Raw genomic sequence first — 24,218 nt, forward strand, 5'->3', positions numbered from 1 at the left:
CCGGGGGCACGGGGGCGTCGTGAATGCGGCCCGCGGCCTCGGGTGGACCACGCTGGTCATAGCGGCTGCGCAGGCTTGGCGTGCCGGGTGCCGGGTGTGGTGCGGGCGGTGCGGGCTCGGTTTCTCCGGGTGCGGTGGCGGCGGTGCAGCCGCGGTCCGGCGTAGCGCGATGGCGGGCGGTGGGCGCGCGATGGAGCCGGTCAGGGGCGCCAGTGGGCGGGCCGGTCGAGCCCCTCGGGGAGGCGGGTCGTGCCGTCGCCCTGGGCCGCGTTCACCTGGGCCTGCGTGAGGAACAGGCTGCCGGTGAGGTCCGCGCCCGCGAGGTCGGCCCCGCGGAAGTCCGCGCCGATGAGGTCGGCCTGGCGCAGGTCGGCGCGGCGAAGGTCCGCTCCGATCAGGTAGGCGCCACGCAGGTTGGCGGCCCGCAGGTCGGCGCCGCGGAGTTTGGCGCCGATCAGGTCGGCTCCGCGGCGGTTCTTGCCGCGCTTGCCGCGGACCAGTTCGCTCGCGCGCAGCAGCAGGGCGCTCACCCGCTCGCGGTGGCCGGCGATGTCGAGCCGGACCAGGTCGGCGGGGTCGCTCCCGGCCATGCGGTCGGTCTCCTCGAGCGCGGCCCGCAGGTCGTCGTGGACGGGGTGAGCGGCGGGCAGGGCCAGGGCCTGGGTGAGGTGGAAGAGCAGCTCGTGCAGTTGCCGCATCACCGGGAAGGCGGCGAACATGGCCTCGCGGGTTTCCGGCGCCCGGCGCCAGTCGCGGCCGCCGAAGGTCTCCTGGGAGATGCGCTGCCCGGCGCCGAAGCAGTCGAAGACGGTGCAGCCGGTGAAACCCTCGTCGCGCAGGCGGGCGTGGATGCCGCAGCGGAAGTCGCCGAGCAGGTTGCGGCACGGGGTGCCCGCGTCCTTGTCCACCGCGAAGTCCGCGGAGGCGGCGAAAGGCAGTGCCACGCAGCACAGGCCGAAGCAGTTCGCGCAGTCGGCTCGCAGCGCGTTGCCGGTCACGGTTTCGGATCACCCCTGTCGCAGTCCGGAACGACTCTATCGGGTGGCCCGGACCACAACGTGGGAAACCCCTGGTGACAGCCCTGTCCTCGGTGGCTTGGCACGTGGTGCGACGATCGCCCGGCGTGTCGCCGCCCGAACGGCGCACCGCGCCGGGGCCAAAAGCGCCTAGCATTGAGAGATGCAGCGGCGGATTTTTGGCATCGAGACCGAGTTCGGCGTCACCTGCACGTTCCACGGGCAGCGCCGGCTCTCGCCCGATGAGGTGGCGCGCTACCTGTTCCGGCGGGTCGTGTCGTGGGGGCGCTCGTCCAACGTCTTCCTGTCCAACGGCTCCCGGCTCTACCTGGACGTGGGATCGCACCCCGAGTACGCGACGGCCGAGTGCGACGACCTGGTGCAGCTCGTCACGCACGACAAGGCCGGTGAGCGGATCCTCGAGGACCTGCTGGTCGACGCGGAGCGGCGGCTGGCCGACGAGGGCATCGGCGGGGACATCTTCCTGTTCAAGAACAACACCGACTCGGCGGGCAACTCCTACGGCTGTCACGAGAACTACCTGGTGACGCGCGCGGGCGAGTTCTCGCGGATCGCGGACGTGCTGCTGCCGTTCCTGGTGACCCGTCAGCTGATCTGCGGCGCGGGGAAGGTGCTGCAGACGCCGCGGGGCGCGGTGTACTGCCTGTCGCAGCGGGCCGAGCACATCTGGGAGGGCGTCTCCAGCGCCACGACCCGGTCGCGGCCGATCATCAACACGCGGGACGAGCCGCACGCCGACGCCGAGCGGTACCGGCGGCTGCACGTCATCGTGGGTGACTCGAACATGGCGGAGCCGACGACGCTGCTGAAGATCGGCACGGCGAACCTGGTGCTCGAGATGATCGAGCAGGGTGTGCAGTTCCGGGACTTCACGCTGGACAACCCCATCCGGGCGATCCGGGAGATCAGCCACGACCTGACGGGGCGGCGCCCGGTGCGGCTGGCAGGCGGGCGGGAGGCCTCGGCGTTGGACATCCAGCGCGAGTACTACGGGCGCGCGGTGCAGCACGTGCAGGCCAACGACTCGGGCCCGACGGCGCAGCGGGTGGTGGAGCTGTGGGGCCGCGCGCTGGACGCGGTGGAGCAGCAGGACTTCAGCAAGATCGACACCGAGATCGACTGGGCGATCAAGCACCGGCTGGTGGAGCGGTACCGGGCGAAGCACAACCTGGACCTGTCCAGCCCGCGGGTGGCGCAGCTGGATTTGGCCTACCACGACATCCGGCGCGGGCGGGGCCTGTTCGACCTGTTGCAGCGCAAGGGTCTGGTGCGGCGGATCACCGACGACGGGGAGATCGAGCTGGCCAAGGACACGCCGCCGCAGACGACGCGGGCGAAGCTGCGGGGCGATTTCATCGCCGCCGCGCAGGCCGCCGGGCGGGACTTCACGGTCGACTGGGTGCACCTCAAGCTCAACGACCAGGCGCAGCGGACCGTGTTGTGCAAGGACCCGTTCCGCGCCGTGGACGAGCGCGTCGACCGGCTGATCAGCTCGCTGTGACCGGGTTCGAGCAGGCGTGGCGGTCCTGGCACGCCGAGCGGGAGCGGGCGCTCGCGGAGCCGCACGGGTGGCTGAGCATCACGGCGCGGCACTGGCTGACGCCCGAGCCGCAGCGGTTCGACGGCATCCCGGGCACGTGGCACGAGGACGGTGACGCCGCGGTCGTGGTGGTGGATCCGGACGAGGAGTTCGGGGTGTCCGGCACGACGCGGTTCGAGCTGGTCAACAGCGGGCCGGGCGAGATGGTCAAGGCCGGTGACCGGGTCGTCGAGGTGGCGCGGCGCAGCGGGTACCTGCTGCGGTTGCGGGATCCGGCGGCGCCGGTGCGGGCGGCGTTCCGCGGGGTGCCTGCGTACGAGCCGGATCCGGCGTGGGTGCTGCCCGGCCGGTTCGAGCCGTACGACGAGCCGCGGCCGGTGACGGTCGGGGCGGTCGTGGAAGGACTGTCGCATGTGTACTCCTCGCCCGGCGTGCTGCGGTTCGCCCACCGGGGCGAGGAGTTCGCGCTGACCGCGTTCAACGGCAAGGGCGGCGCGGCGTTCTCGGTGCTGTTCACGGACGCGACGTCGGGGGTGACGACGTACGCCGCGAACCGCAGCCTGTCGGTCGCCGGGCCGGACGCGGACGGGCGGGTGGAGCTGGACTTCAACCGGGCCGTGAACCTGCCGTGCGCGTTCATCGACCTCGCGACCTGCCCGCTGCCCCCACCGGAGAACCGGTTGCCGTTCCCGGTGGAGGCGGGCGAGCAGATCCCGTGGGAGCGCCGTTAAGGCACCGCGGCGGGTTGCTTCGGCGACTCGCTGACGCCGATCCGCTCGTGCAGGCGGCGTAGCGGTTCCGGCGCCCACCAGGCGTAGCGGCCGAGCAGCCGCATGCCCGCGGGCAGCAGGACGCCGCGCACGAGGGTCGCGTCGATGAGGATCGCCAGGCCGGTGCCGATCCCGAACATCTGGATGAAGCTCACGCCGCTGGTGCCGAAGGCGAACACGCTGACCGCGAGCAGCAGCGCGGCGGCCGAGACGATGCGCCCGGTGCGGGACAGCCCGTGCACCACCGCTTCGCGCGGGCCGAGTCCGTGGTCGTGGGCTTCCTTGATGCGGCTGACGACGAACACCTCGTAGTCCATGGACAGCCCGAACGCGATGCAGAACAACAGCATCAGCATGCTGGTGTCCAGCGGCAGCGGGGTGAAGCCGAGGAACCCGGCGGCGAAGCCCTCCTGGAAGACCAGCACCATCACGCCCATCGTGGCGGACAGGCTGAGCAGGTTGAACAGCAGCGCGCGCAGCGGCTGCAGCACGCTGCCGGTGAACAGGAACAGCAGGATGAACGTGGTGACGGCGATCAGGCCGGCCGCGAGGGGGAGCCTGCTGCCGATGGCGTCCTTGCTGTCCACCAGCGCGGCCGCGTCGCCGCCGACCGCCACGTCCAGCCCGGGCGGCGCGGGCAGCGCGCGGACCTCGGCGACGACGGTTTCGGCTTCGGCGGACCGGGAGTCGGCGGTGGTGACGACGGACAGCTTCTGCGCGGTGGGCGCCGCGAGGGTGGGGTCGGCCGGGCCGTCGGCGCGTCCCTGGCTGAATCCGCCCGCGCTGGAGGACACGTGGGCCACGCCGTCCAGTTCGGACAGCCGGCCGGCGTACCCGGCGATCGTGGACGCGTCGGGTGTGCCGAGCGCGATGACCTCGATGGCGCGGCTGTCGTTGGCCGGGTAGTGCGCGCGCAGCTCGTCGCCGACGACGCGGCTGGACGCGGTGTCCGGCAGGACTCGTTCGTCGGGGGTGCCGAACTGGACGCCGAGCAGGGGAGTGGCGGCCGCGACGAGCACGACGAGCACCGGGACGGCGGCCAGCGCGGGCCGTTTCATCGCGAAGGCGGCCACCCGGCCCCAGAACGCGGACACCGTGCTCGGGGCGCGGCCGCGGGCCCAGGGCAGGCGGGCGGCGTTCACCCGCGGCCCGAGGACGGTCAGCAGCGCGGGCAGCACGACCACCGCGGCGAGCATGGCGATCACGATGACGCCGATGCCGGCGTAGGCGAAGGAGCGCAGGAAGTACTGGGGGAACAGCAGCAACGCGGCGAGCGCGACGGCGACGGTGGCGGCGCTGAAGCTGATCGTGCGCCCGGCGCTGGCCACGGTGCGGATCACGGCGGTGCGGGTGTCCGCGCCGGTGGCGAGTTCCTCCCGGAACCGGCTGACCATGAGCAGGGCGTAGTCGATGCCGAGGCCGAGCCCGAGCGCGGTGGTCAGGTTGATCGCGAACACCGACACGTCGGTCAGCGAGCCGAACACCGACAGCTCGGCGAACGTGCCCAGCACCGCGATGCCGCCGACGACCAGGGGGAGCAGGGCGGCGACGACGCCGCCGAAGACGAGGAACAGCAGGACGAGGATGATCGGCACCGCGATCATCTCGGCGACCAGCAGGTCACGGCTGACCTGGTCGTTGATGTCGAGGCCGACGACCGCGCCGCCGCCCGCGGTGAGGGTGACCGGGCCGTCCTCGCCCTGGTAGCGGTCCACGACGGCCTCGACCGCGTCGGCGGAGGTGTCGGCGGACTGGGTGACGATCAGCGCGGAGCGGCCGTCGTCGGCGCGCAGCGGCGGGGCGCCGGTCGTCCAGTAGGAGGTGACCGACTCCAGGGCCGGATCGGCGGCGAGGCGTTCGGTCAGGGCGGCGCCCGCGGCGCGGGTGGCGGGGTCGTCGACGGTGCCGTCGCGGGCCTGGACGAGGAACAGCAGGTTGTCCTCGCCGCCGAAGTGCTGTTCGGCGAGGGCTGTGGCGCGGCTGGAGTCGGAGCCGGGGTCGTCGAACCCCTGGGACTGGAGCTTGCCGAACGCGGTCATGCCGAGGACGGCGGCGCCGGCGAGGAGGACGCCGGCGACGACGAGGACGAGCCGTGCGTGGTCGGCGGCGAACCGGCCGAGCCGAGCGAACATGGGATCCCCTCGAATGTTGACGGGCGCAAACTTGACACCCGTCAACTTGCCACCGATGTGCACGGGTGTCAACATCGGGCTGTGAGCTCCTCAGTGTCCGTTCGAACCGGCTACCACCACGGCGACCTCCGCAACGCCCTCATCCACGCCGCCGCCGAACTCGCCCAGGCCGGCGGGCCGTCGTCGGTGACCATCCGGGCGGCCGCACGGGCCGTCGGCGTCACCCCGACCGCCGCCTACCGGCACTTCGCCGGGCACGAGGAGCTGCTGGAGGCGGTCAAGACGCGGGCGATGGAACTGCTGACCGCGGCGATGAACGAGGCGCTGGACCGGCTGGACCAGGCCGACGACCCGGCCGAACGCGGGCTGAGCCGCCTGGCCGCGATCGGGCGCGGGTACTTCACGTTCGCGCTCGCCGAGCCCGGCTTGTTCCGCACCGCGTTCACCGGCGGGATCTCGCCGATGCCGCCGCTGTCCGACGTCGAGGAGTCCAACCCGTTCCGCAAGCTGGTCGACGCCGTCGACGACCTGGCCGCCGCCGGGTACCTGCCCGCGCAGCGCCGCCCGATGGCCGAGTTCGCCGCGTGGGCCTCGGTGCACGGCCTGGCGATGCTGCATCTGGACGGCCCGCTGTCGGCCACCTCGCGCGAGGCCCGCGAACTCGCGCTCGAGCGCACGATCGAGATCATCGCCGAGGGCCTCGGCGGGGTGACGCTCCCGGACCACCTGAGAAAGACACTGAGCCGCGTCGCCCGCGGCGGTTGAGCCCGCGTAGGCCTGCCCCGGCCACGTGTCCGGCGGCGGAAAACCGCGTCTCGCCGCGGTGTGGGTGGGTATCTCGTGAAGATCCTGGGCGCGCCGGGGTGGACCTCGGCGACTCGATCACCAGTGCGAGCTACTGTGGTCGGGTGTCCACCGCCCGCGCCGAGCGCCTGGTCAATCTGGTGCTCGCTCTGCTGTCGACCCGGCAGTACCTCACCGCTGACCGGATCCGCGGGATCGTGCCCGGATACGCCGACGCCGCGAGCGACGAGGCCTTCTCCCGCATGTTCGAACGGGACAAGACCGAGCTGCGTGAACTGGGGATCCCGCTGGAGACCGGCCGCAACTCGGCCTTCGACCCGGCCGACGGCTACCGCATCGCCCGCCGCGACTACGAGCTCGGCGAGATCGAGCTGGCCCCGGACGAGGCCGCGGCCGTCGGGCTCGCGGTCCGGCTCTGGGACTCGCCCGAGATGACCGGGCAGGCCCAGGGCGCGCTGGTCAAGCTGCGAGCCGCCGGGGTCGACGTCGACCACACCGAGCCCCCGGTCGTGGAGTCCCGCGTCCGCGCCGAGCCAGCCTTCACCCCGCTGGTCGCCGCCGTGCAGGCCCGCCAGGCCGTCCAGTTCTCCTACCGCCGCTCCGGCTCGGCGGAACGCCTCACCCGCACCCTCGAACCGTGGGGCGTGGTGTCCTGGCGCGCCCGCTGGTACGTCGTGGGCCACGACCGCGACCGCGGCGCGCCGCGGTGCTTCCGGCTCTCCCGCATCGTCGGCGACGTGCGCGCCGTCGGCCGCCCGGGGGAGGTCCAGCGCCCGGACAACGTCAACCTGCTGGAACTGATCGCGGGCACCGGCGACCCCGACCCCTCGCCCGTCACCACCGCCAAGCTGTGGATCGCCGACCAGCGCGCCGCCGGCGTGCGCCGCCGGGCCCGCCTCACCGGGCGGCTCACCGTCGACGGCGTCGAGGGCGACCTCGCCGAGATCGACCTGTACTTCCCGGAGAGCGCCGCCGACTGGATCGCCGGGCACGGGCCGGACGTGCTGGTGCTCGAACCGGACGTGCTGGCCAAAGCGGTGCGCGGCCGCCTGGAGTCCGTGCTCCACCACGAGGTGCGCCGATGAGCGGCTCCAGCGACCGGATGCCCCGGCTCCTCGCGCTCGTGCCCTACCTGCTCGCCCGCCCGGGCATCCGCATCGAGGACGCGGCCCGCGACTTCGGCGTCACCGCCCGCCAGCTGCGGCGTGACCTGGAGCTGCTGTGGATGTGCGGGCTGCCCGGCTACGGCCCTGGCGACCTGATCGACCTGTCCTTCGAGGGCGACACCGTGACGGTCACCTTCGACGCGGGCATGAACCGGCCGCTGCGCCTGACCGGCGGGGAGGCCACCGCGCTGCTGGTCGCGCTGCGCGCGGTCGCCGAGACCCCCGGCGTGGTCGACACCGACGCGGTGCACCGCGCCATCGCCAAGATCGAGGCCGCCGCCGGGCAGGCCCAGCCCTCCGGCGTCGTGGTCGGGCTCGCCGTGCGGGAGGGCGAGAAGACCGCCGCCACCCGCCGCGTCGTGCAGAACGCGCTGCGCGCCGGGCGGGCGCTACGGATCCGCTACTACACCGCCTCCCGGGACCAGATCACCGAGCGCACCGTCGACCCGATGCGGCTGCTGATCGTGCAGGCCGTCGGATACCTGGAGGCCTGGTGCCGTCGCGCCGAGGGCGTCCGGCTGTTCCGGCTGGACCGCATCGACGAGGTCGAGGTCCTCGACGAGCGCGCCGCGCCACCCCCGACGGCGCGGCCCACCGACATCTCCGACGGCGTGTTCCGCGCCCGGCCCGGCCAGCCGGAGGCGCAGCTGGTGCTGGAGCCGGACGCGCGCTGGGTCGCCGAGTACTACCCGTGCGAGGAGCTGGCCGAGCTCGACGGCGGGCGGCTGCGGGTGCGCATGCGCTACGGCGACGAGTCGTGGATGGTGCGGCTGGTGCTCGGACTGGGCGGCGACGCGCGCGTGGAAAGCCCGCCCGAGCTGGCCGAAGCCGTCCGTAGCCGGGCCGCCGCCGCGCTGGAAAGGGCACGTCACCTCCCGGCCACCTTGGGCCAGTAGGGTGACGCCGTGTCGTACCTGCCGAGCATTCTGCTCGCCGCCGTGGGCCTCCTGGCTCTGATTCTTGTCCTGATCCGGACATTCGGGGTCTTGCGCCGCTTCCGCAAGGCATCGAGCATGGTTACGGCGAGTGTCACCGACCGCACCGGGCTGTTGAAGGCCCGGACGGCCGGTCTGCGCGTCGCGCTCGAGCAACGGCGGCGTCCCGCCCCTGAGCAAGTAGAGTTGGTCACTAGCAAGGAAGGAGGCCACTGATGCTGAACGGGTTGCAGCCGTGGCACTTGATCATCCTGGTGCTCGTCGTGGTCCTGCTGTTCGGCGCGAAGCGCCTGCCGGATGCCGCGCGGTCCATCGGCAAGTCCATGAAGATCTTCAAGGCCGAGACCAAGGACCTCCGTGAGGACGGCAAGGCCGAGGAGCCCGAGAAGAAGCAGATCGCGGCCTCCGAGACGACGCCTTCCGCGGCCGACGACCAGGTCGCGCAGCTGCAGAAGCAGCTCGACGAGCTGAAGCGGCAGCAGGCGGCGGACAAGGCCGACCAGGCTCACAAGCACGCCAGCTGAGGCGAGGACGGAGCCTGTCGTGGCGGACTCCGCCCCCAAGAGCCGGAGGGACCGGCGGCGCAAGCGCAGCCGCCGGCTCAACCCCGACGGCACGATGACGCTCATCGAGCACATCTACGAGTTCCGGCGCCGCCTGGGCTGGGCCCTGCTCGCCGTGCTCGCCGGCGGGATCTTCGGCTTCATCTGGTTCAACACCAGGATGGGTCCGGTCCCGTCGCTCGGGTCGATCATCAACGACCCGTACTGCGCCATCCCGGCCGACCGGCGGCTCGGCAGCACCGAGGGCTGCTACCTGCTGCAGACGGTGCCGTTCGAGGCGTTCATGATCCAGCTGAAGGTCGGTCTCGCCGGGGGCGCGGTGCTGACCTCCCCGCTGTGGCTGTACCAGCTGTGGGCGTTCATCGCCCCCGGCCTGTACACCAAGGAGCGCAAGTACGCGCTCACCTTCGTCGGCTGCGCGAGCGTGCTGTTCGCCGGTGGCGCCGTCCTGGCCTACCTGCTCATCCCGCACGCCCTGCAGCTGCTGATGGGCTTCGGCAGCGACTTCTTCATCACCGGCCTCACCGGCGACAAGTACATCTCGTTCGTGCTGTCGCTGCTGATCATCTTCGGGGTCAGCTTCGAGCTGCCGCTGCTGCTGGTGATGCTGAACTTCGTGGGCGTGCTCAAGTACGCCCAGCTGAAGAAGTGGCGCCGGGGGATCATCTTCCTGGTGTTCGTCTTCGCCGCGTTCGCCACGCCCGGGTCGGACCCGTTCTCGATGCTGGCGCTGGCCGGCGCGCTGACCGTGCTCGCCGAGCTGGCCATCCAGATCGCGCGGGTGCACGACAAGCGCAAGTACCGCGGCAGCGAGAGCGAGGAGTGGGCCGGCCTGTCCGACGACGAGGCCGCGCCGTTCGACTACACCCCGAGCAGCGTCGACGACACCCCGGCCAAGCCGAAAACCGAGGACGTGACCTAGCCGGTCCGCCTCACCGATGGGTATCCGTGCGGCCCTGGCCGTCCACCCCGACACCGGCCGCGGTGCGGCGGCCAGGATCGCCGGCACCGTGGCCGCTCGTCTGCGTGCCGGGGTGGATCGGCTGGAGCTGCTCGGCACCGCGGCCCCGGACAGCCTCCCGGACGGGCTCGACGCGCTGGTCGTCCTCGGCGGCGACGGGGCCGTGCACCACGCCGTCCAGTACTGCGCCGCCACCGGCACCCCGCTCGGGATCATCCCCGCCGGCACCGGCAACGACCTCGCCCGCGGGCTCGGCATCCCCCTCGACCCGCTCCAGGCCGCCGACGCCGTCGTGACCGCCCTGCGCGAACGCCGCCACCGCGCCGTCGACCTCGGCCACCTCGACGGCACCTGGTTCGCCACCGTCCTGTGCACCGGCTTCGACGCCGCCGTCAACGCCCGCGCCGCCCGCCTGCGCTGGCCGTCCGGGCCGCGCCGCTACGACGTCGCCGTGCTCGCCGAACTCGCCGCGTTCCGGGCCCGCCCGGTCACCCTCACCACCGACGGTGCACGCCACCACCTCGACGCCACCCTCGTCGCCGTCGGCAACACCCCCTACTACGGCGCCGGCATGCGGATCTGCCCGCACGCCGACCCCGCCGACGGGCTCTTCGACATCACCGTCGTCGGCCACGCCACGCGCGCCGACCTGCTGCGGATCATGCCCGGCCTGCGCCACGGCCGGCACCTGCGCCACCCCGCGGTGCACACCCTGCGCGCCCGCGAGGTGCGGATCGAGGCCACCGGCTGGCCCCTCTGCGCCGACGGCGAGATGCTCCCCGGCGGCGCGGTCACCGCCCGCTGCGCCCGCGGCGCGCTCACCATCCTGGGCTGACACCCACCGCATGCGTCCCGCACACCGCATGTGACACCCTGACAAGGTGGCCCCTCGCCCTTCCGTGTCGCCGGCCGAGGCCTACCAGGCTTCCAAGCGCCGCGCCCAGTACCCCCAGCTGACCCGCTTCGCCGACGAGGCGGAGTTCGGCTTCGACGACTTCCAGATCCGCGGCTGCCGCGCGCTGGAGGACGGCCACGGCGTGCTCGTGTGCGCGCCGACCGGCGCGGGCAAGACCGTGGTCGGCGAGTTCGCCGTGCACCTCGCGCTCGCCGAGGGCCGCAAGTGCTTCTACACCACGCCCATCAAGGCGCTGTCCAACCAGAAGTACGGCGACCTCGTCCAGCGGTACGGCGCCGACACCGTCGGCCTGCTCACCGGGGACACCGCGATCAACGGCAACGCCCAGATCGTCGTGATGACCACCGAGGTCCTGCGCAACATGCTGTACGCGGGCTCCTCGGCCATCAACGACCTCGGCTACGTCGTGATGGACGAGATCCACTACCTCGCCGACCGGTTCCGCGGCGCGGTGTGGGAAGAGGTCATCCTGCACCTGCCCGAGTACGTGCGGGTCGTGGGCCTGTCCGCCACCGTCAGCAACGCCGAGGAGTTCGGCGAATGGCTGGTCACCGTGCGCGGCGACACCACGGTCGTGGTCGACGAGCACCGGCCCGTGCCGCTGTGGCAGCACATGATGGTCGGCAACCGGCTGCTCGACCTGTTCGCCGACGACGGCTCCGACGGCGAGCTGCGCATGAACCCGGGCCTGCTGCGGCGCGTGGAAGAGGTCGGCCGCATGCACGCCCCCGCGGGGCTGCGGCGGGGCCGGGGCGGGCGCACCTACTCGCGCGGCCCCCGGTTCCGGCCGCCGTCCCGGGTGGACATGATCACCCGCCTGGACGCCGCCGGGCTGCTCCCGGCGATCGTGTTCATCTTCTCCCGCGCCGGCTGCGACGCCGCCGTGAGCCAGGTGACCCGCTCCGGGCTGCGCCTGAACACCCCCGAAGAAGCCGCCGAGGTGCGCCGCATCGTCGACACGCGCACCAAGGACCTGCCCGAAGGCGACCTGGGCGTGCTCGGCTACTGGGAATGGCGCGAGGCGCTGGAGAACGGCATCGCCGGGCACCACGCCGGGCTGCTGCCCGCGTTCAAGGAAACCGTCGAGGAACTGTTCGTGCGCGGCCTGGTCAAGGTCGTGTTCGCCACCGAAACCCTCGCGCTGGGCATCAACATGCCCGCCCGCACCGTGGTGCTCGAACGGCTCGTCAAGTACAACGGCGAGGCCCACGTCGACCTCACCCCGGGCGAGTACACGCAGCTCACCGGCCGCGCCGGGCGCCGCGGCATCGACGTCGAGGGCCACGCCGTCGTGGTGTGGCAGCCCGGGGTCGACCCGAAGGCCGTCGCCGGGCTGGCCTCGACCCGCACCTACCCGCTGCGGTCGTCGTTCCGGCCCGGCTACAACATGGCGATCAACCTGGTCGCCCAGCTCGGCCACGAACAGGCCCGCGAACTGCTGGAACAGTCCTTCGCCCAGTTCCAGGCCGACCGCTCCGTCGTCGGGTTGTCCCGCCGCATCGAGAAGAACCGCGAGGCGCTCAAGGGCTACGCCGAGGCCGTCAGCGGCGACTTCGACGCGATGCTCGACTACGTGCAGCTGCGCAAGAAGATCTCCGACCGGGAGAAGGCGCTGGCCCGGCAGAACACCGCCGCCCGCCGCGCCGACACCGCGGTGTCGCTGGAGAAGCTGCGCAAGGGCGACGTCATCGCCGTCCCCGCGGGGCGGCGCGCCGGGCTCGCCGTGGTGATCGACCCCGGTCTGGACCCCGTGCGCGAGCCGCGCCCGGTCGTGGTGACCGAGGACCGGTGGTCCGGACCGCTGTCGCTGTCGGACTTCTCCGCGCCGGTGGAGCCGCTGGGCCGGATCAAGCTGCCCAAGCATGTCGAACTGCGCTCGCCCAAGACCCGCCGCGACATCGCCTCGCACCTGCGCGACTCCGGGATTTCCCTGCCCGGCCGCCAGAAACGGCGGTCCGGGGCCAATGAGGACGGTGAGCTGGCCGCGCTGCGCCGCGCCCTGCGTGCCCACCCCTGCCACGGGCTCGCCGAGCGCGAGGCCAACATCCGCTGGGTCGAGCGCTACCACCGGCTCGCCGGGGAAACCGAGCAGCTGGAACGTCGCGTCGCCGCCACCACCCACTCGCTGGCGCGGGCGTTCGACCGCATCCGGGCGCTGCTGGCCGAACGCGGCTACCTCGCCGAGGGCGAGGACCGCGTCACCGAGCACGGCGCCCGCCTGGCCCGCCTCTACAGCGAATCCGACCTGCTGGCCGCCGAGTGCATCCGCCACGGCGTCTGGGAAGGACTGACCCCGCCCGAGCTGGCCGCCGTGGTTTCCACGCTCGTGTTCGAGGCCCGCCGTGACTCGCCCGGCGAGCCGCGGCTGCCCGCGGGCGGGGTGCCCAAGGCGTGGCAGGAGACCGCGAAGATCTGGACCGACCTCGCCGAGGACGAACGCCGCCACCGCCTGGACCGCACCCGCGAACCCGACGCCGGGTTCGCCTGGCCGGTGTACCGGTGGGCGCGCGGCGAGTCCCTCGAAAAGGTGCTCACCGCCGCCGACGCCAACGGGCAGGAACTGTCCGCGGGGGACTTCGTGCGCTGGTCCCGGCAGGTGGTCGACCTGCTGGACCAGATCAAGACCGTCCTCGGCAAGGCCGATCCGGTCGGCGACGCCGCCGCGCAGGCCGTCAAGGCGCTGCGGCGCGGGGTCGTCGCGGCGGGTGCCGAGTAGCGCGGCCCACCCTGCGTTGTGGTTGGATCGCGCTGAGCGAGGACGATCAGGGGAGGCAGGCAGCATGAGCACGCCCTACCGCGGCACCGACCCGCAGCAGCAGTGGAGCCAGCCCGGGTACGGGCAGCAACCCGGCCAGCCGCAGCAGTACGCCCAGCAACCCCAGTACGGGCAGGCACCGGGCTACGGCCAGCCGCAGCCGGGACAGTTCCAGCCCGCGCAACCCCAATCCGCACAGCCGCAGTACGGGCAGCAGTACCCGGGCCAGGCCGCGCCCCAATACGCCGGACAGCAGTACCCGGGGCAGCAGCACGGCGCGCCGGGCGGCTACGGGCAGCAGCAGCCGGCGAAGAAGGGCGGCAAGGGGCTGCTGATCGGGCTGGGTGCGGCGGTCGTGGTGGTGGCCGCGTTCTGCGTCACCGCGTTCCTCGCGCCCGGGTTCCTCAAGACCACCGTGCTGAGCCAGAGCGCGGTGCAGGACGGCGTCAAGCAGGTCCTCATCGGCAACTACCAGCTCACCGAAGTCGGCGACGTGCAGTGCCCCGCCGACCAGGAGGTCAAGTCCGGCGCCACGTTCGACTGCTCCGCGGTCGTCAACGGCCAGGGCAAGACCGTCACGGTGACGATCAAGGACGACGCCGCCAACTACGAGGTCGCCTACCCCCGGTAATTGGCTGGCGTGCGGCCGCACCGTCGGGAACGATCGCGTCGTGAGTGACTACACCGTGCGCACGCTGCGGCCCGACGAGCACCGCGCCGCCGTCGACCTGTTCCGGTCCACCCTCCACGTCGCCGCCACCACCGACGAGACGTGGAAGATCGTCGAACGCGCGCAGCAACCCGGCCGCACGCTGGGCGCCTTCGACATGGAGCTGATCGGCACCGCCCGCTCGTTCGACGCCGAGATCACCCTGCCCGGCGGCGCCCGGGCCGGGGCAGCGGGGGTCACCGGCGTCGGTGTCCGTCCCGACCGGACCCGCCGCGGTGTCCTCACCGAGCTCATGCGCGCCCAGCTCACCGACATCGCCTCCCGCGGGCTGCCCTTCGCGGCGCTGCGCGCCAGTGAAGGCGTCATCTACAACCGGTTCGGCTACGGCGTCACCACGCGCAGCCGCGGCTACGAGATCGACCGGCGCCGCGCCGCGCTCCGCCCCGACGTCCCCGCCGGTGGTCAGGTCGAGCTGTGGCCGCTGGACACCGCGCTGGAGCGGCTGCCCGGGCTGTACGCGGCGCTGCCGCACACCCGCCCCGGCATGATGACCCGCCCGCCGTACTGGTGGCCGGGCTGGGAACGGCACGCCCGCGAAGCCACCAGCCCCGTCCTGACCGCCGTGCACCACGGCGAAGACGGCCCCGACGGCTACGTCGTCTACAGCGTCGAACGCAAGCACTGGAACGACCCGGCGGTGCTGGAGGTCATCAGCCTGCACACCGGCACCGACGAGGCGTTCAACGGGCTGTGGCGCTACCTGCTCGGCGTCGACCTCGTCGACACCCTGCGCGCCGACGAACGCCCCGTGGACGAGCCGGTCGAGCTGCTGTTCACCGACATCCGCGCGGTGAAGGACACCGGCGGCGGGGACGAGCTGTGGCTGCGGCTGGTCGACGTGCCCGCCGCGCTCGCCGCCCGCGCCTACGAGGGCGAACCGGTCGTGCTGGAGGTCGTCGACCCGGTGCTGAACGCCAATACCGGGCGCTACCAGGTGTCCCCGGACGGCGTCCGCCGCACCGACGCCGCCGCCGACCTGCGAATCGGGGTGGACGCGCTGGCCATGATCTACCTCGGCGCCTGGCGGCCCTCGCAGCTGGCCGCGGCCGGGCGGATCCAGCCGGCGAACCCGGCGGCGCTGGAGCGGGCCGACCGGCTCTTCGCCACGCCCGTTCCCGCGTGGTGTGGTACACAGTTCTGAGAAGCTCGTTCCGGGGGTGATTGGTGCGGACCACGGTGGTGCTCGCCTGCGCCGCGCTCCTGCTGTCCGGATGCGACAGTGCCCCGGAGCGCCCCGCACCGACCACCCCACCACCGGTTACCACGTCCTCGCCCACGACGGCGGCGAGCCTCACCCCGGTGCGGCGGGTGTTCGACGCCGCGCAGGTGCAGGACGGCGTCCGGCGGGTGCTCACCGAGTCCTACCTGATCGGCGGCGTCGGCGAGGTGTCCTGCCCGGCCGGTGAGGACGTCGTCGCCGGACACATCTTCGAGTGCACAGTGGACATCGCGGGCGAGAAGGAGAAGGTGACGATCACGGTGCGGGACGCGGCGGGCGGCTACGAGGTCTCCCAACCGGAACCATGACCGGCTTCGAAATCCGGCCGCTGGCGGCGGGGGAGGAGCGGGCGGCGTTCGAGCTGCTCGGCCGGACCCTGCACGTCACCGTCACCGACGAGCTGTGGACGCTCCGCGCGGCATCGTTCCCCGCCGAACGGCGATTCGGCGCGTTCACGGGCGGGGCACCGGTGGGCGTCGCGGGCTCCTTCGCGACCCGGCTCGCCGTGCCCGGCGGGAAAGCGCTTCCCACCGCCGCCGTGGACGGCGTCGGAGTGCGCGCCGACCACACCCGCCGCGGCATCCTCACCGCGCTGATGGCCGCCCAGCTCGCCGACTGCGCCCGCCGCGGCGACGTGCTGGCCGTCCTGCACGCCAGCGAGGCCACCATCTACGGGCGCTTCGGCTACGGCATGTCCAGCCGGAGCCAGAACCTGCGCGTCACGCGGGCGGCCTTCCGCGCCGACGCCCCGCCCGGCGGGACGGTGCGGCTGCTCGGCACCGCCGAGGCGCAGGAGCTGGTTCCCCGCCTGTACACGGAGATGGGCCTGCACCGGGCGGGGATGATCGAGCGGCCCGAGGTGTGGTGGTCCTACGCGCGGGACCGGCTGATCGGCGAGCACCAGGTCGCCGTCCACACCGGACCGCACGGCGACGACGGTTTCGTGCTCTACCGCACCGAGGACCTGCGCACCTTCGACCAGCCGAACCTCGGCGCCGCGCTCACGGTCCGCGACCTGCACGCGACGGGCGCCGCGGCGCTGGCCGGGCTGTGGCGGTTCCTGGCGCGGGTCGACCTGGTCTCCGAGGTCCGCGCCCCCGGGCGGCCGCTGGACGACCCGCTCCCCGCGATGCTCACCGACCCGCGCGCGTGCGCGGTGACCGGCGTGGACGACCAGCTGTGGCTGCGGCTGCTCGACGTGCCGGCCGCGCTCGCCGCCCGCGCGTGGGGACCGGGCGAACCGGTGGTGATCGAGGTGACCGACCCGCAGCTGCCCGCCAACACCGGCCGCTACCGCATCACCTCCGGCGGCGCCGAACCCACCACCGCGGCCGCGGACCTGCGGACCGGCCCGGAGACGCTGGCGATGCTCTACCTCGGCGACCGCGTGCCCAGCGCACTCGCCGCCGCGGGCCGGCTCGACGTGGTGAACCCCGCCGCACTGGCGCACGCGGACAGCCTGTTCGCCACCAGGGTGCCGCCGTGGTGCGGCACCCCGTTCTGACGTTTCGGGATCCGGCGTGCCGCTAAGGTTGCGCTCGACGCAACGACGTGTGACGCGGGGCAGGATCGTCCTGGCGGTGGCAATGGCGGTGGTGGTCATGCTCGTCGCGGCCGGCGTCGTTTTCACGATCAAGACGCTCAGCGGTGGCCTGCCCGACCGGGTGTACAAACTGGAGACGGCCTGTGGCGGCACCACCTACGAGGATGCCGCGCCCTACACCGGTCCGGGGCCCCACCCCGTCGCGATCTTCATGCCCACTGAGTTCGGGGAGCTCTTCGTGGTCGGACCCGACATGCCGGACCGATCCGACTGGGCGGCGGCGAACCCGGAAGACCCCGCCGCGGTGCAACTGGTGGCCTGCGGCACCGTCGAGAGCGAGCGGCGATCCGCGGACCTGGTGTGCGGTGGGTACGGCGCCATGGCGGGCCGGTCGACCGCGGTTCCGATGGCACGAGCGACCTACCGGATCCGGGTGTACGAACTGCGCACTCATCGCGAGCTGCGCTCCGTCCTCGTCGAGGGCGAGGACACCCACTGTCCGTTGTCCATCAGCGACCCCCCGGCGGAGCGGCTCCTCAGCGAACTCACGGCTGCCCAGTGGCAGCCCGTGCTGGCCGACCTGGTGGAAGCGGCGGCCAGGTAGAAGACCCGCACGCTGTTGTGCCGGCGCAGCAGCTCACGACCGCGACGCGATGAGCGCCTCGACGCCGTCCAGGATGCGGGCCAGCCCGAACTCGAACGCCTGCGGGTCGGACGGCGCCTGGTAGGCCTCGCCGGCGGCGGAGCCCACGCGGGCGGCCACCGGGAAACGCTCGGGATCGAAGATCTTCTCCAGCAGCGGCGCGTAGGACTCCCACCACTGGACGTCGCTCTGGCCGCTGCGCCGCGCCGCCTGCTCGGCCTCGACCACGCCGCGCATGGCGGCGTGCACGAACCCCAGCACCAGCGTGAGGACCTGGTCCATCTCGACGTCGGTGAGCCCGGTGCCCTCCAGGGCACGCAGTTCGTAGTCGTACTTGGCGATCACGTTCGGGCCCATCGGCGGGCGGCTCGTGGCGACCTGCAGCAGCCACGGGTGCCGCCGGTACACCGCGGCGTTCTCGCGCGCGATCTGCGCCAGCCTGCCCCGCCAGCCGCCGGGCACCTCGGCCGGGCGGGCGGTCTCGCCGACCACCGCGTCGACCATCAGGTCCAGCAGTTCCGCCTTGCCGGGCACGTAGGTGTAGAGCGACATCGTGCCGGCGCCCAGTTCCTCGGCGACCTTCCGCATCGACAGCGCGGCCAGGCCGGCGGTGTCGGCGAGCTTGATCGCGACGCGGGTGATCTCCTCGACGGTGAACCGGGCCTTCGGCCCCTTCGACGGCGGCTCCTGCAGCCCCCAGAGGAGCTCGAGGCTGCGTTTCGGATCGCCACTCGCGCTGAATTCGGTCATCTCGGGGCCCATTCTGCCGGTAACGAACTCCGTACGCTGTACGATAGATGGTCCGTACGGCATACGGAGTAGAAGGAGGGGCGTGTTGACCAGCGAAAACGCCGTGGTGGCGGAGGGACTGCGCAAACGCTACGGCGACAAGACCGTGCTCGCCGACCTGAACCTGACCGTGCCCGCCGGGACCGTGTTCGGCCTGCTCGGCCCCAACGGCGCGGGCAAGACCACCTGCGTGCGCATCCTGGCCACGCTGCTGCGGCCCGACGCCGGGACGGTCCTGGTCGCGGGGTTCGACGCGCGCCGCCAGGCCGCGCAGGTCCGCTACCGGATCGGGCTGGTCGGGCAGCACGCGGCGGTGGACGAGGTGCTGTCCGGGCGGCAGAACCTGGAGATGTTCGGCCGGCTCTACCACCTCGGCGCGCGCCGGGCGCGGCAGCGGGCCGACGAGCTGCTGCCCCGGATGGGGCTGGGCGACGCGGGGGAGAAGCCGGTGAAGCAGTACTCCGGCGGCATGCGGCGGCGGCTCGACCTCGCCGCCGGGCTGCTGCGCTCGCCCGAGGTGCTGTTCCTCGACGAGCCCACCACCGGCCTGGACCCGCGCGGCCGCAGCGAGGTGTGGGCCGCGGTGCGGGAACTCGTCGCCGACGGCACCACCGTGCTGCTCACCACGCAGTACCTGGACGAGGCCGACCAGCTCGCCGGGCGCATCGCCGTGCTCGACCACGGCGGGATCGTCGACGAGGGCACCCCGGCCCAGCTGAAGTCCCGCATCGGCGGCGACCGGGTCGAGGTGGTCCTGCGGGACGCGGCCGACGTGCCCGCTGCGGCGGCGCTGGCGAGCCGGGTCACCGGAGCGGCGGCCGACCTGACCGACGGCGGGCTGAGCGTGCCGGTGTCCGACCGGGTGCGCGACCTGACCGGGCTCGCCGCGGCCTACGACGAGGCCGGCATCGGCATCGCCGACCTCACCCTGCGCCGCCCCACGCTCGACGAGGTGTTCCTGAAGCTGACCGCACGCGAGGAGGTGCCGGCATGACCACCCTGCGCTGGACGATCGCCGACGGCTGGACCATGACCCGCCGGGAGCTGGCGCACTGGGCGCGACAGCCCGCGGCCGTGATCGTGTCGCTGCTGTTCCCGGTCCTGATGTTGGTGATGTTCGGGTACCTGTTCGGCGGCGCGATGGCCGCCCCCGGCGACTACCGCGAGTTCCTGCTGCCCGGGATGTTCGTGCTGGCCATGGCGTTCGGCATCGAGACCACCTTCACCGGCATCGCCACCGACGTCGCCCGCGGCTCGACCGACCGGTTCCGCTCGCTGCCGATGGCGGCGTCCGCGCCGGTCACCGGCCGCGCGGTGGCCGACCTGCTCAACTCGGTGGCCGGGCTGGTCGTGCTCGCCGCGTGCGGGCTCGCCACCGGGTGGCGCTGGCACAACGGGCTCGGCGCGGCGCTGGCCGCGTTCGGGCTGCTGGTGCTGCTGCGGTTCGCGCTGCTGTGGCTGGGCCTCTACCTCGGACTCGTCGCGAAGGGCCCGGAAAGCGTGGTGGCGCTGCAGATCCTGGTGTGGCCGCTGGGTTTCCTGTCCAACGTGTTCGTCTCACCCGGCACGATGCCCGGCTGGCTCGGCGCGATCGCCGACGCGAACCCGCTGTCGGCGACCGCCGCCGCGACGCGGGAGCTGTTCGGCAACCCGGGGTGGGACAGCGGCGGCTGGTTCGCCGAGCACGCGCTGCTGCTGGCGGTGCTGTGGCCGGTGGCGATGATCGCGGTGTTCCTGCCGCTGTCGGTGCGCCGCTACCGGCGGCTGAGCCGCTAGGACAGGTACTCGCCCGCCCGGGCGCCGAGGACGTTGAGCAGCGCGAGCGACTCGGCGTCCGGGGAGCCCGGCGGCGCGCTGTAGAGCACGAGGTGCTGGTCGCGGTCGGTGAGCGCGAGCGAGTCGCAGTCGACGGTGAGCTCCCCGACCACCGGGTGGCGGAAGGTCTTCGTGAGCGCGGGCACGGCCCGCACGTCGTGCCGCTCCCACAGCCGCGCGAACTCCGGGCTGCCGTCACACAGGTCGCCGACCAGCCCGCTCACCGCGGGATCGGCCGGGTAGCGGGCGAGGGTCGCGCGCAGCTGCATGACGACGTGCTGCCGGAACTCCGCCTCATGGGTGATTCCGTACAGCGGGCCCTCGTCCGCCGGGCGGAGGAACGCGCGGCGCGCGAGGTTGCGCTCGGCCGGGGAGAGGGCGCCGAAGTCCTCCATCAGCGCGGCCGCGAGATCGTTCCAGGCCAGCACCTCGAACGCGGCGGAGGTCACGATCGCCGCCGTGTCCGGCAGCCGGCCGATCAACGCGCGGATGCTCGGCCGCACGTCGCGCGGGTGCAGGCCGCCGCGGGTGGGCGCGGTGCCCGCGAGGACATGCAGGTGGGCGGACTCGGCGTCGGTGAGCCGCAGCGCCTCCGCGATCCCGGCGAGGACCTCACCCGAGGGTCGCGGCGCGCGGCCCTGCTCCAGCCGGACGTAGTACTCGGTCGAGATGTGCGCCAGCACCGCCACCTCCTCCCGCCGCAGCCCCGGCGTCCGGCGCCGCGGCCCGGAAGGGAGGCCGACGTCCTCCGGCCGGAGCCGCTCGCGGCGGCTGCGGAGGAACGCGCCCAGTTCCTTCTTGTCCACACCCCGAGTGTGCCCGCCCCGCGGCGGCGGATCCTGGTACTGCTTGTGCCTGCATCCGGTGCCGTCGACGGGCCGACACTGCGCTCATGACGACCGACATCGCACCCATCGGCCTGCTCACCGGCAAGGTCGTGTTCATCACCGGCGCCAGCCGCGGCATCGGCGAGGCCGCGGCCAGGCTGTTCGCCCGCGAAGGCGCCGCCGTCGTGCTCGCCGCCCGCGGCGCCGAGACCCTGGACCGCATCGTCGGCGAGATCCGCGCCGGCGGCGGCACCGCCGACGCCGTGCCACTCGACCTCGCCGACCGCGCCGGCATCCGCGCCGCGGTTGCCCGGGCCGGCGAGCTGCACGGACGACTGGACGGCGCCTTCAACAACGGCGCCGCCATCCAGCGCAGTCCCGGCCCGCTCGACACCACCAGCGACGAGGACATCGACGAGCAGTTCGCGGTGAACTTCCGCGCGCACTGGACCGCCATGACCGCGCAGGCCGAGCTCATGCGCGGCAACGGGGGCGGGGCGATCGTCAACACCTCCAGCATCGGCAGCCGCCGCGCCAACCCCGCCCTGCCCGCCTACGGCGCCATGAAACGCGCCCTCAACAGCATCACCGAGACCGCGGCCGTGACCTGGGCCCGCGACGGCATCCGGGTCAACGGCATCACCCCCGCCGGCACAGTCACGCAGATGATGCAGACGTGGGAGGAGGCCAGCCCCGGCATCATCGAACGGGCGACGGCGTCCATCCCGCTCGGCCGGATGGCCGAGCCGCGCGAGGTCGCCGAGGTGGCCGCGTGGCTGCTCAGCGACCGCGCCTCGATGGTGACCGGCGCGATCGTGCCGGTGGACGGCGGCGCCGGAGCCTGACGAGTGGAATGCCGGCCCCGCCCCCAGGCGGGGCCGGCTCACCTCCGACCCTAGAACCCACCGGCCCGCCGGTCTTCTCCGTTCTTGCGCTCCTACGCCGCGCGCAGCGCCTCGCGGAAACCGACCTTCGCGCCGGTGCGCAGGACGGCGTTGCGGTAGATCCGCGCCGACAGCCACACCAGCACCGGGATCAGCGCCACGACCAGGGCGACCGAGAGGATCGCCTCCCACGGCGCCACCCCGCCCATCGCCAGGCGCATCGGCATCAGCGTCGGCGCGAACACCGGGATCACCGACAGCAGCGCCACCAGCCCGCTGCCCGGGTCGCTCGGCAGCACCGAAATCCCCACCACGTACCCGGCGATGACGAAGAACAGCGCCGGCGTGACCGCGCCGCCCACGTCCTCCTGCCGGGACACCAGCGCGCCCAGCCCGGCGAACACGATCGAGTACATCAGGAACCCCAGCAGGTACCACACGATCAGCCACACCACGGTGCCCGCCGCGGCCGACACCGAGATCGTCAGCACGTCGGTGGCCAGTCCGGCGACGATCCCGACCACCCCGATCAGGACCATCTGGATCAGCCCGACCGCGCCGATGCCCAGCACCTTCCCGGCCATCAGCTGCCACGGCCGCACCGTCGCCAGCAGCAGTTCGACGACGCGGCTGGTCTTCTCCTCGACCACGCCCTGCGCCACCGACTGCCCGTTGAGCAGCAGTGACATGTAGATCAGGATGCCGGCGACGATCCCGAGCACCAGTTGCTGGCTGTTGTAGGGGTAGGGCTGCTCCATCGGCGACACCTCGACCCCGGCGCCCGACACCGCCGCGTTGACCTGCGCCGGATCGCCGCCGAGCGCGGTGATCTGCTGGTTGAGCGCGAGCTGCCCGGCCAGCACGTTCAGCGCGGTGCGCAGGTTCTCGTCGAGGTCCTTCTTCACCACGACCTGCACCCGCGAGCCGTCACCGACCAGCAGGGCGTCCAGGTCGCCGTCGCTCACCTGGGCGCGCCCCGCGGCCTCGTCGGGCAGCGTGCGCACCTCGACGGTCTCGCCGACCGCCTGCCCGGCCGCCTGCAGCGGCGCGGCCAGCGCCGACGCCGGCCCGGTGACGCCGACCGTGGCGTCCGCGCCGCTGCCGCCGCCGATCAGCTTCATCACGACCGCGAACCCGACGATCACCACCAGCAGCGCCAGCGTGCTCAGCCGGTAGGCCTTGGACCGCAACCGGATGCCGATCTCGCGTGACGCGACGAGCGAAACGCCCGTCCAGCCGTCCCGGTTCACGCCGCCACCTCCTCGGTCGTCACGACGTGCCGGAACAGCTCGGTCAGCGACTGCCGCCGCCGCGCGAACTCGTGCACCGGCCCGCTCGCCAGCGCCGCGCGCAGCACCGCCTGGTCGTCGGCGCCGTCGGCCAGTTCCAGCTCGGTGCGGCCGTCCTCCTGCCGGACCACCGACACCCCGGGCAGCCCGTCCGCCCAGCCGGGCGCCGCGGCCGGCGCCTCCACCAGCAGCCGCACCGTCGAGCCTGCCTGCAGCTCGCCGACCGTGCCGCAGGCGACCATCCGCCCGTCCCGCACGATGCCGATCCGGTCGCACAACCGCTCGACCAGGTCCAGCTGGTGGCTGGAGAACACCACCGGCACACCCTCGGCGGCCTTCTCGCGCAGCACCTGGCTCATCACGTCGACCGCGACCGGGTCCAGCCCGGAGAACGGCTCGTCGAGCACCAGGATCGCCGGGTCGTGCACCAGCGCGGCGGCCAGCTGCACCCGCTGCTGGTTGCCCAGGCTCAGCTTCTGCACCTCGTCGTCGAGGCGGGCGGCGACCCCGAGCCGCTCGGTCCAGTTCGCCACCGACCGGCGCGCCTCCGCGGCCGGCATGCCGTGCAGCCGCGCCAGGTAGACCAGCTGCTCGCCGACCTTCATCTTCGGGTAGAGCCCGCGTTCCTCGGGCATGTAGCCGATGTGCCGCCGGGTCTCCAGCGTCACCGGCGCGCCGTCCCAGCGCACCTGCCCGTCGTCGGCCGCCAGGACCCCCAGCACGATCCGCATCGTCGTGGTCTTGCCCGCGCCGTTGCTGCCCACGAACCCGAACAGCTCCCCGGCGCGCACGTCGAACGTCATCTCCGACAACGCGAGCCGCTCGCCGTACCGCTTCGTCAGGCCGTCGATCTCCAGTTGCCTGTCCGCCACCGTGTCCCCCTTCCGTGTAGCGCTGAAA

The 24,218-nt window shown here is 73.0% G+C and carries 24 protein-coding genes; 18 read left to right on the forward strand and 6 right to left on the reverse strand.

The window, feature by feature from the left end; all coding sequences use genetic code 11:
- Positions 1 to 200: 200 nt before the first annotated feature.
- Complete coding sequence (locus ACCP09_RS28410) at positions 201 to 998, reverse strand: pentapeptide repeat-containing protein (RefSeq protein WP_433751646.1); 798 nt, start codon at positions 996 to 998, stop codon at positions 201 to 203.
- 181 nt (positions 999 to 1,179) lie between these two features.
- Between ACCP09_RS28410 and pafA the strand changes: the two genes are divergently transcribed.
- Both pafA and ACCP09_RS28420 read left to right on the forward strand, forming a co-directional pair.
- Complete coding sequence (gene pafA / locus ACCP09_RS28415) at positions 1,180 to 2,538, forward strand: Pup--protein ligase (RefSeq protein WP_020417824.1); 1,359 nt, start codon at positions 1,180 to 1,182, stop codon at positions 2,536 to 2,538.
- The gene (locus ACCP09_RS28420) at positions 2,535 to 3,308 is read left to right on the forward strand and encodes a DUF1684 domain-containing protein (RefSeq protein WP_027929859.1); all 774 of its coding nucleotides are present in this window, start codon (positions 2,535 to 2,537) and stop codon (positions 3,306 to 3,308) included. The genes pafA and ACCP09_RS28420 overlap by 4 nt, the downstream gene beginning before the upstream one ends.
- Here the strand turns inward: ACCP09_RS28420 and ACCP09_RS28425 are convergent.
- Positions 3,305 to 5,479, reverse strand: coding sequence for an MMPL family transporter (locus tag ACCP09_RS28425; RefSeq protein ID WP_433751649.1), 2,175 nt, complete (start codon positions 5,477 to 5,479; stop codon positions 3,305 to 3,307). The two genes, ACCP09_RS28420 and ACCP09_RS28425, sit on opposite strands and share 4 nt — an antisense overlap.
- Before the next feature lie 93 nt (positions 5,480 to 5,572).
- Between ACCP09_RS28425 and ACCP09_RS28430 the strand changes: the two genes are divergently transcribed.
- From ACCP09_RS28430 to ACCP09_RS28490, 13 genes are all read left to right on the forward strand, one after another.
- On the forward strand, positions 5,573 to 6,244 hold the full coding sequence (locus tag ACCP09_RS28430; protein ID WP_433751651.1) for a TetR/AcrR family transcriptional regulator: 672 nt from the start codon (positions 5,573 to 5,575) through the stop codon (positions 6,242 to 6,244).
- Between the two features lie 143 nt (positions 6,245 to 6,387).
- On the forward strand, positions 6,388 to 7,368 hold the full coding sequence (locus tag ACCP09_RS28435) for a helix-turn-helix transcriptional regulator (protein ID WP_027929856.1): 981 nt from the start codon (positions 6,388 to 6,390) through the stop codon (positions 7,366 to 7,368).
- Positions 7,365 to 8,345 (forward strand): helix-turn-helix transcriptional regulator, encoded by a 981-nt coding sequence (locus ACCP09_RS28440; protein ID WP_433751654.1) that lies wholly within the window; start codon positions 7,365 to 7,367, stop codon positions 8,343 to 8,345. The genes ACCP09_RS28435 and ACCP09_RS28440 overlap by 4 nt, the downstream gene beginning before the upstream one ends.
- Before the next feature lie 9 nt (positions 8,346 to 8,354).
- Entirely contained in the window at positions 8,355 to 8,600 is a 246-nt protein-coding gene (locus ACCP09_RS28445) for a bacteriophage holin (RefSeq protein WP_027929855.1), read from the forward strand.
- Entirely contained in the window at positions 8,600 to 8,908 is a 309-nt protein-coding gene (gene tatA, locus ACCP09_RS28450) for a Sec-independent protein translocase subunit TatA (RefSeq protein ID WP_027929854.1), read from the forward strand. Before ACCP09_RS28445 ends, tatA begins: the two co-directional genes overlap by 1 nt.
- Before the next feature lie 19 nt (positions 8,909 to 8,927).
- Complete coding sequence (gene tatC / locus ACCP09_RS28455; RefSeq protein WP_378335264.1) at positions 8,928 to 9,869, forward strand: twin-arginine translocase subunit TatC; 942 nt, start codon at positions 8,928 to 8,930, stop codon at positions 9,867 to 9,869.
- Between the two features lie 16 nt (positions 9,870 to 9,885).
- On the forward strand, positions 9,886 to 10,743 hold the full coding sequence (locus ACCP09_RS28460) for a diacylglycerol/lipid kinase family protein (protein ID WP_433751657.1): 858 nt from the start codon (positions 9,886 to 9,888) through the stop codon (positions 10,741 to 10,743).
- A 46-nt stretch (positions 10,744 to 10,789) separates the two neighbouring features.
- On the forward strand, positions 10,790 to 13,540 hold the full coding sequence (locus ACCP09_RS28465) for a DEAD/DEAH box helicase (protein WP_433751659.1): 2,751 nt from the start codon (positions 10,790 to 10,792) through the stop codon (positions 13,538 to 13,540).
- A gap of 64 nt (positions 13,541 to 13,604) precedes the next feature.
- Positions 13,605 to 14,210 (forward strand): DUF4333 domain-containing protein, encoded by a 606-nt coding sequence (locus ACCP09_RS28470; protein WP_433751661.1) that lies wholly within the window; start codon positions 13,605 to 13,607, stop codon positions 14,208 to 14,210.
- Positions 14,211 to 14,250: 40 nt separating this feature from the next.
- A complete protein-coding gene (locus ACCP09_RS28475) occupies positions 14,251 to 15,450 on the forward strand; it encodes a GNAT family N-acetyltransferase (protein WP_433751663.1) in 1,200 nt (399 codons plus the stop codon).
- Positions 15,451 to 15,473: 23 nt separating this feature from the next.
- The gene (locus tag ACCP09_RS28480; RefSeq protein WP_123686860.1) at positions 15,474 to 15,836 is read left to right on the forward strand and encodes a DUF4333 domain-containing protein; all 363 of its coding nucleotides are present in this window, start codon (positions 15,474 to 15,476) and stop codon (positions 15,834 to 15,836) included.
- A complete protein-coding gene (locus ACCP09_RS28485) occupies positions 15,833 to 17,032 on the forward strand; it encodes a GNAT family N-acetyltransferase (RefSeq protein ID WP_433751666.1) in 1,200 nt (399 codons plus the stop codon). The genes ACCP09_RS28480 and ACCP09_RS28485 overlap by 4 nt, the downstream gene beginning before the upstream one ends.
- Before the next feature lie 76 nt (positions 17,033 to 17,108).
- The gene (locus ACCP09_RS28490) at positions 17,109 to 17,675 is read left to right on the forward strand and encodes a hypothetical protein (protein WP_433751668.1); all 567 of its coding nucleotides are present in this window, start codon (positions 17,109 to 17,111) and stop codon (positions 17,673 to 17,675) included.
- Between the two features lie 33 nt (positions 17,676 to 17,708).
- On the opposite strand, the gene ACCP09_RS28495 is transcribed toward ACCP09_RS28490, so the two are convergent.
- Positions 17,709 to 18,464 carry a TetR/AcrR family transcriptional regulator gene (locus ACCP09_RS28495; protein ID WP_433751670.1) on the reverse strand — a complete coding sequence of 252 codons (756 nt, stop codon included), beginning with the start codon at positions 18,462 to 18,464 and terminating at the stop codon, positions 17,709 to 17,711.
- An 85-nt stretch (positions 18,465 to 18,549) separates the two neighbouring features.
- Between ACCP09_RS28495 and ACCP09_RS28500 the strand changes: the two genes are divergently transcribed.
- Both ACCP09_RS28500 and ACCP09_RS28505 read left to right on the forward strand, forming a co-directional pair.
- Entirely contained in the window at positions 18,550 to 19,497 is a 948-nt protein-coding gene (locus tag ACCP09_RS28500; protein ID WP_433751672.1) for an ATP-binding cassette domain-containing protein, read from the forward strand.
- Positions 19,494 to 20,279: an ABC transporter permease gene (locus ACCP09_RS28505; RefSeq protein ID WP_123686856.1), complete on the forward strand. Its 786-nt coding sequence runs from the start codon at positions 19,494 to 19,496 to the stop codon at positions 20,277 to 20,279. The genes ACCP09_RS28500 and ACCP09_RS28505 overlap by 4 nt, the downstream gene beginning before the upstream one ends.
- On the opposite strand, the gene ACCP09_RS28510 is transcribed toward ACCP09_RS28505, so the two are convergent.
- Positions 20,276 to 21,124, reverse strand: coding sequence for a helix-turn-helix transcriptional regulator (locus tag ACCP09_RS28510; RefSeq protein WP_400981907.1), 849 nt, complete (start codon positions 21,122 to 21,124; stop codon positions 20,276 to 20,278). The two genes, ACCP09_RS28505 and ACCP09_RS28510, sit on opposite strands and share 4 nt — an antisense overlap.
- Before the next feature lie 86 nt (positions 21,125 to 21,210).
- Here ACCP09_RS28510 and ACCP09_RS28515 point away from each other — a divergent pair, with 86 nt between their 5' ends.
- On the forward strand, positions 21,211 to 21,990 hold the full coding sequence (locus ACCP09_RS28515; RefSeq protein ID WP_433751675.1) for an SDR family NAD(P)-dependent oxidoreductase: 780 nt from the start codon (positions 21,211 to 21,213) through the stop codon (positions 21,988 to 21,990).
- Positions 21,991 to 22,082: 92 nt separating this feature from the next.
- Here ACCP09_RS28515 and ACCP09_RS28520 read toward each other — a convergent pair whose 3' ends face one another.
- On the reverse strand, positions 22,083 to 23,279 hold the full coding sequence (locus tag ACCP09_RS28520; protein WP_433751677.1) for an ABC transporter permease: 1,197 nt from the start codon (positions 23,277 to 23,279) through the stop codon (positions 22,083 to 22,085).
- Positions 23,276 to 24,190, reverse strand: coding sequence for an ABC transporter ATP-binding protein (locus tag ACCP09_RS28525; RefSeq protein WP_431902867.1), 915 nt, complete (start codon positions 24,188 to 24,190; stop codon positions 23,276 to 23,278). The genes ACCP09_RS28520 and ACCP09_RS28525 overlap by 4 nt, the downstream gene beginning before the upstream one ends.
- Positions 24,191 to 24,218 lie beyond the last annotated feature (28 nt).

This window comes from Amycolatopsis sp. 3B14, assembly GCF_050958625.1.
GTDB lineage: Bacteria > Actinomycetota > Actinomycetes > Mycobacteriales > Pseudonocardiaceae > Amycolatopsis_E > Amycolatopsis_E thermoflava.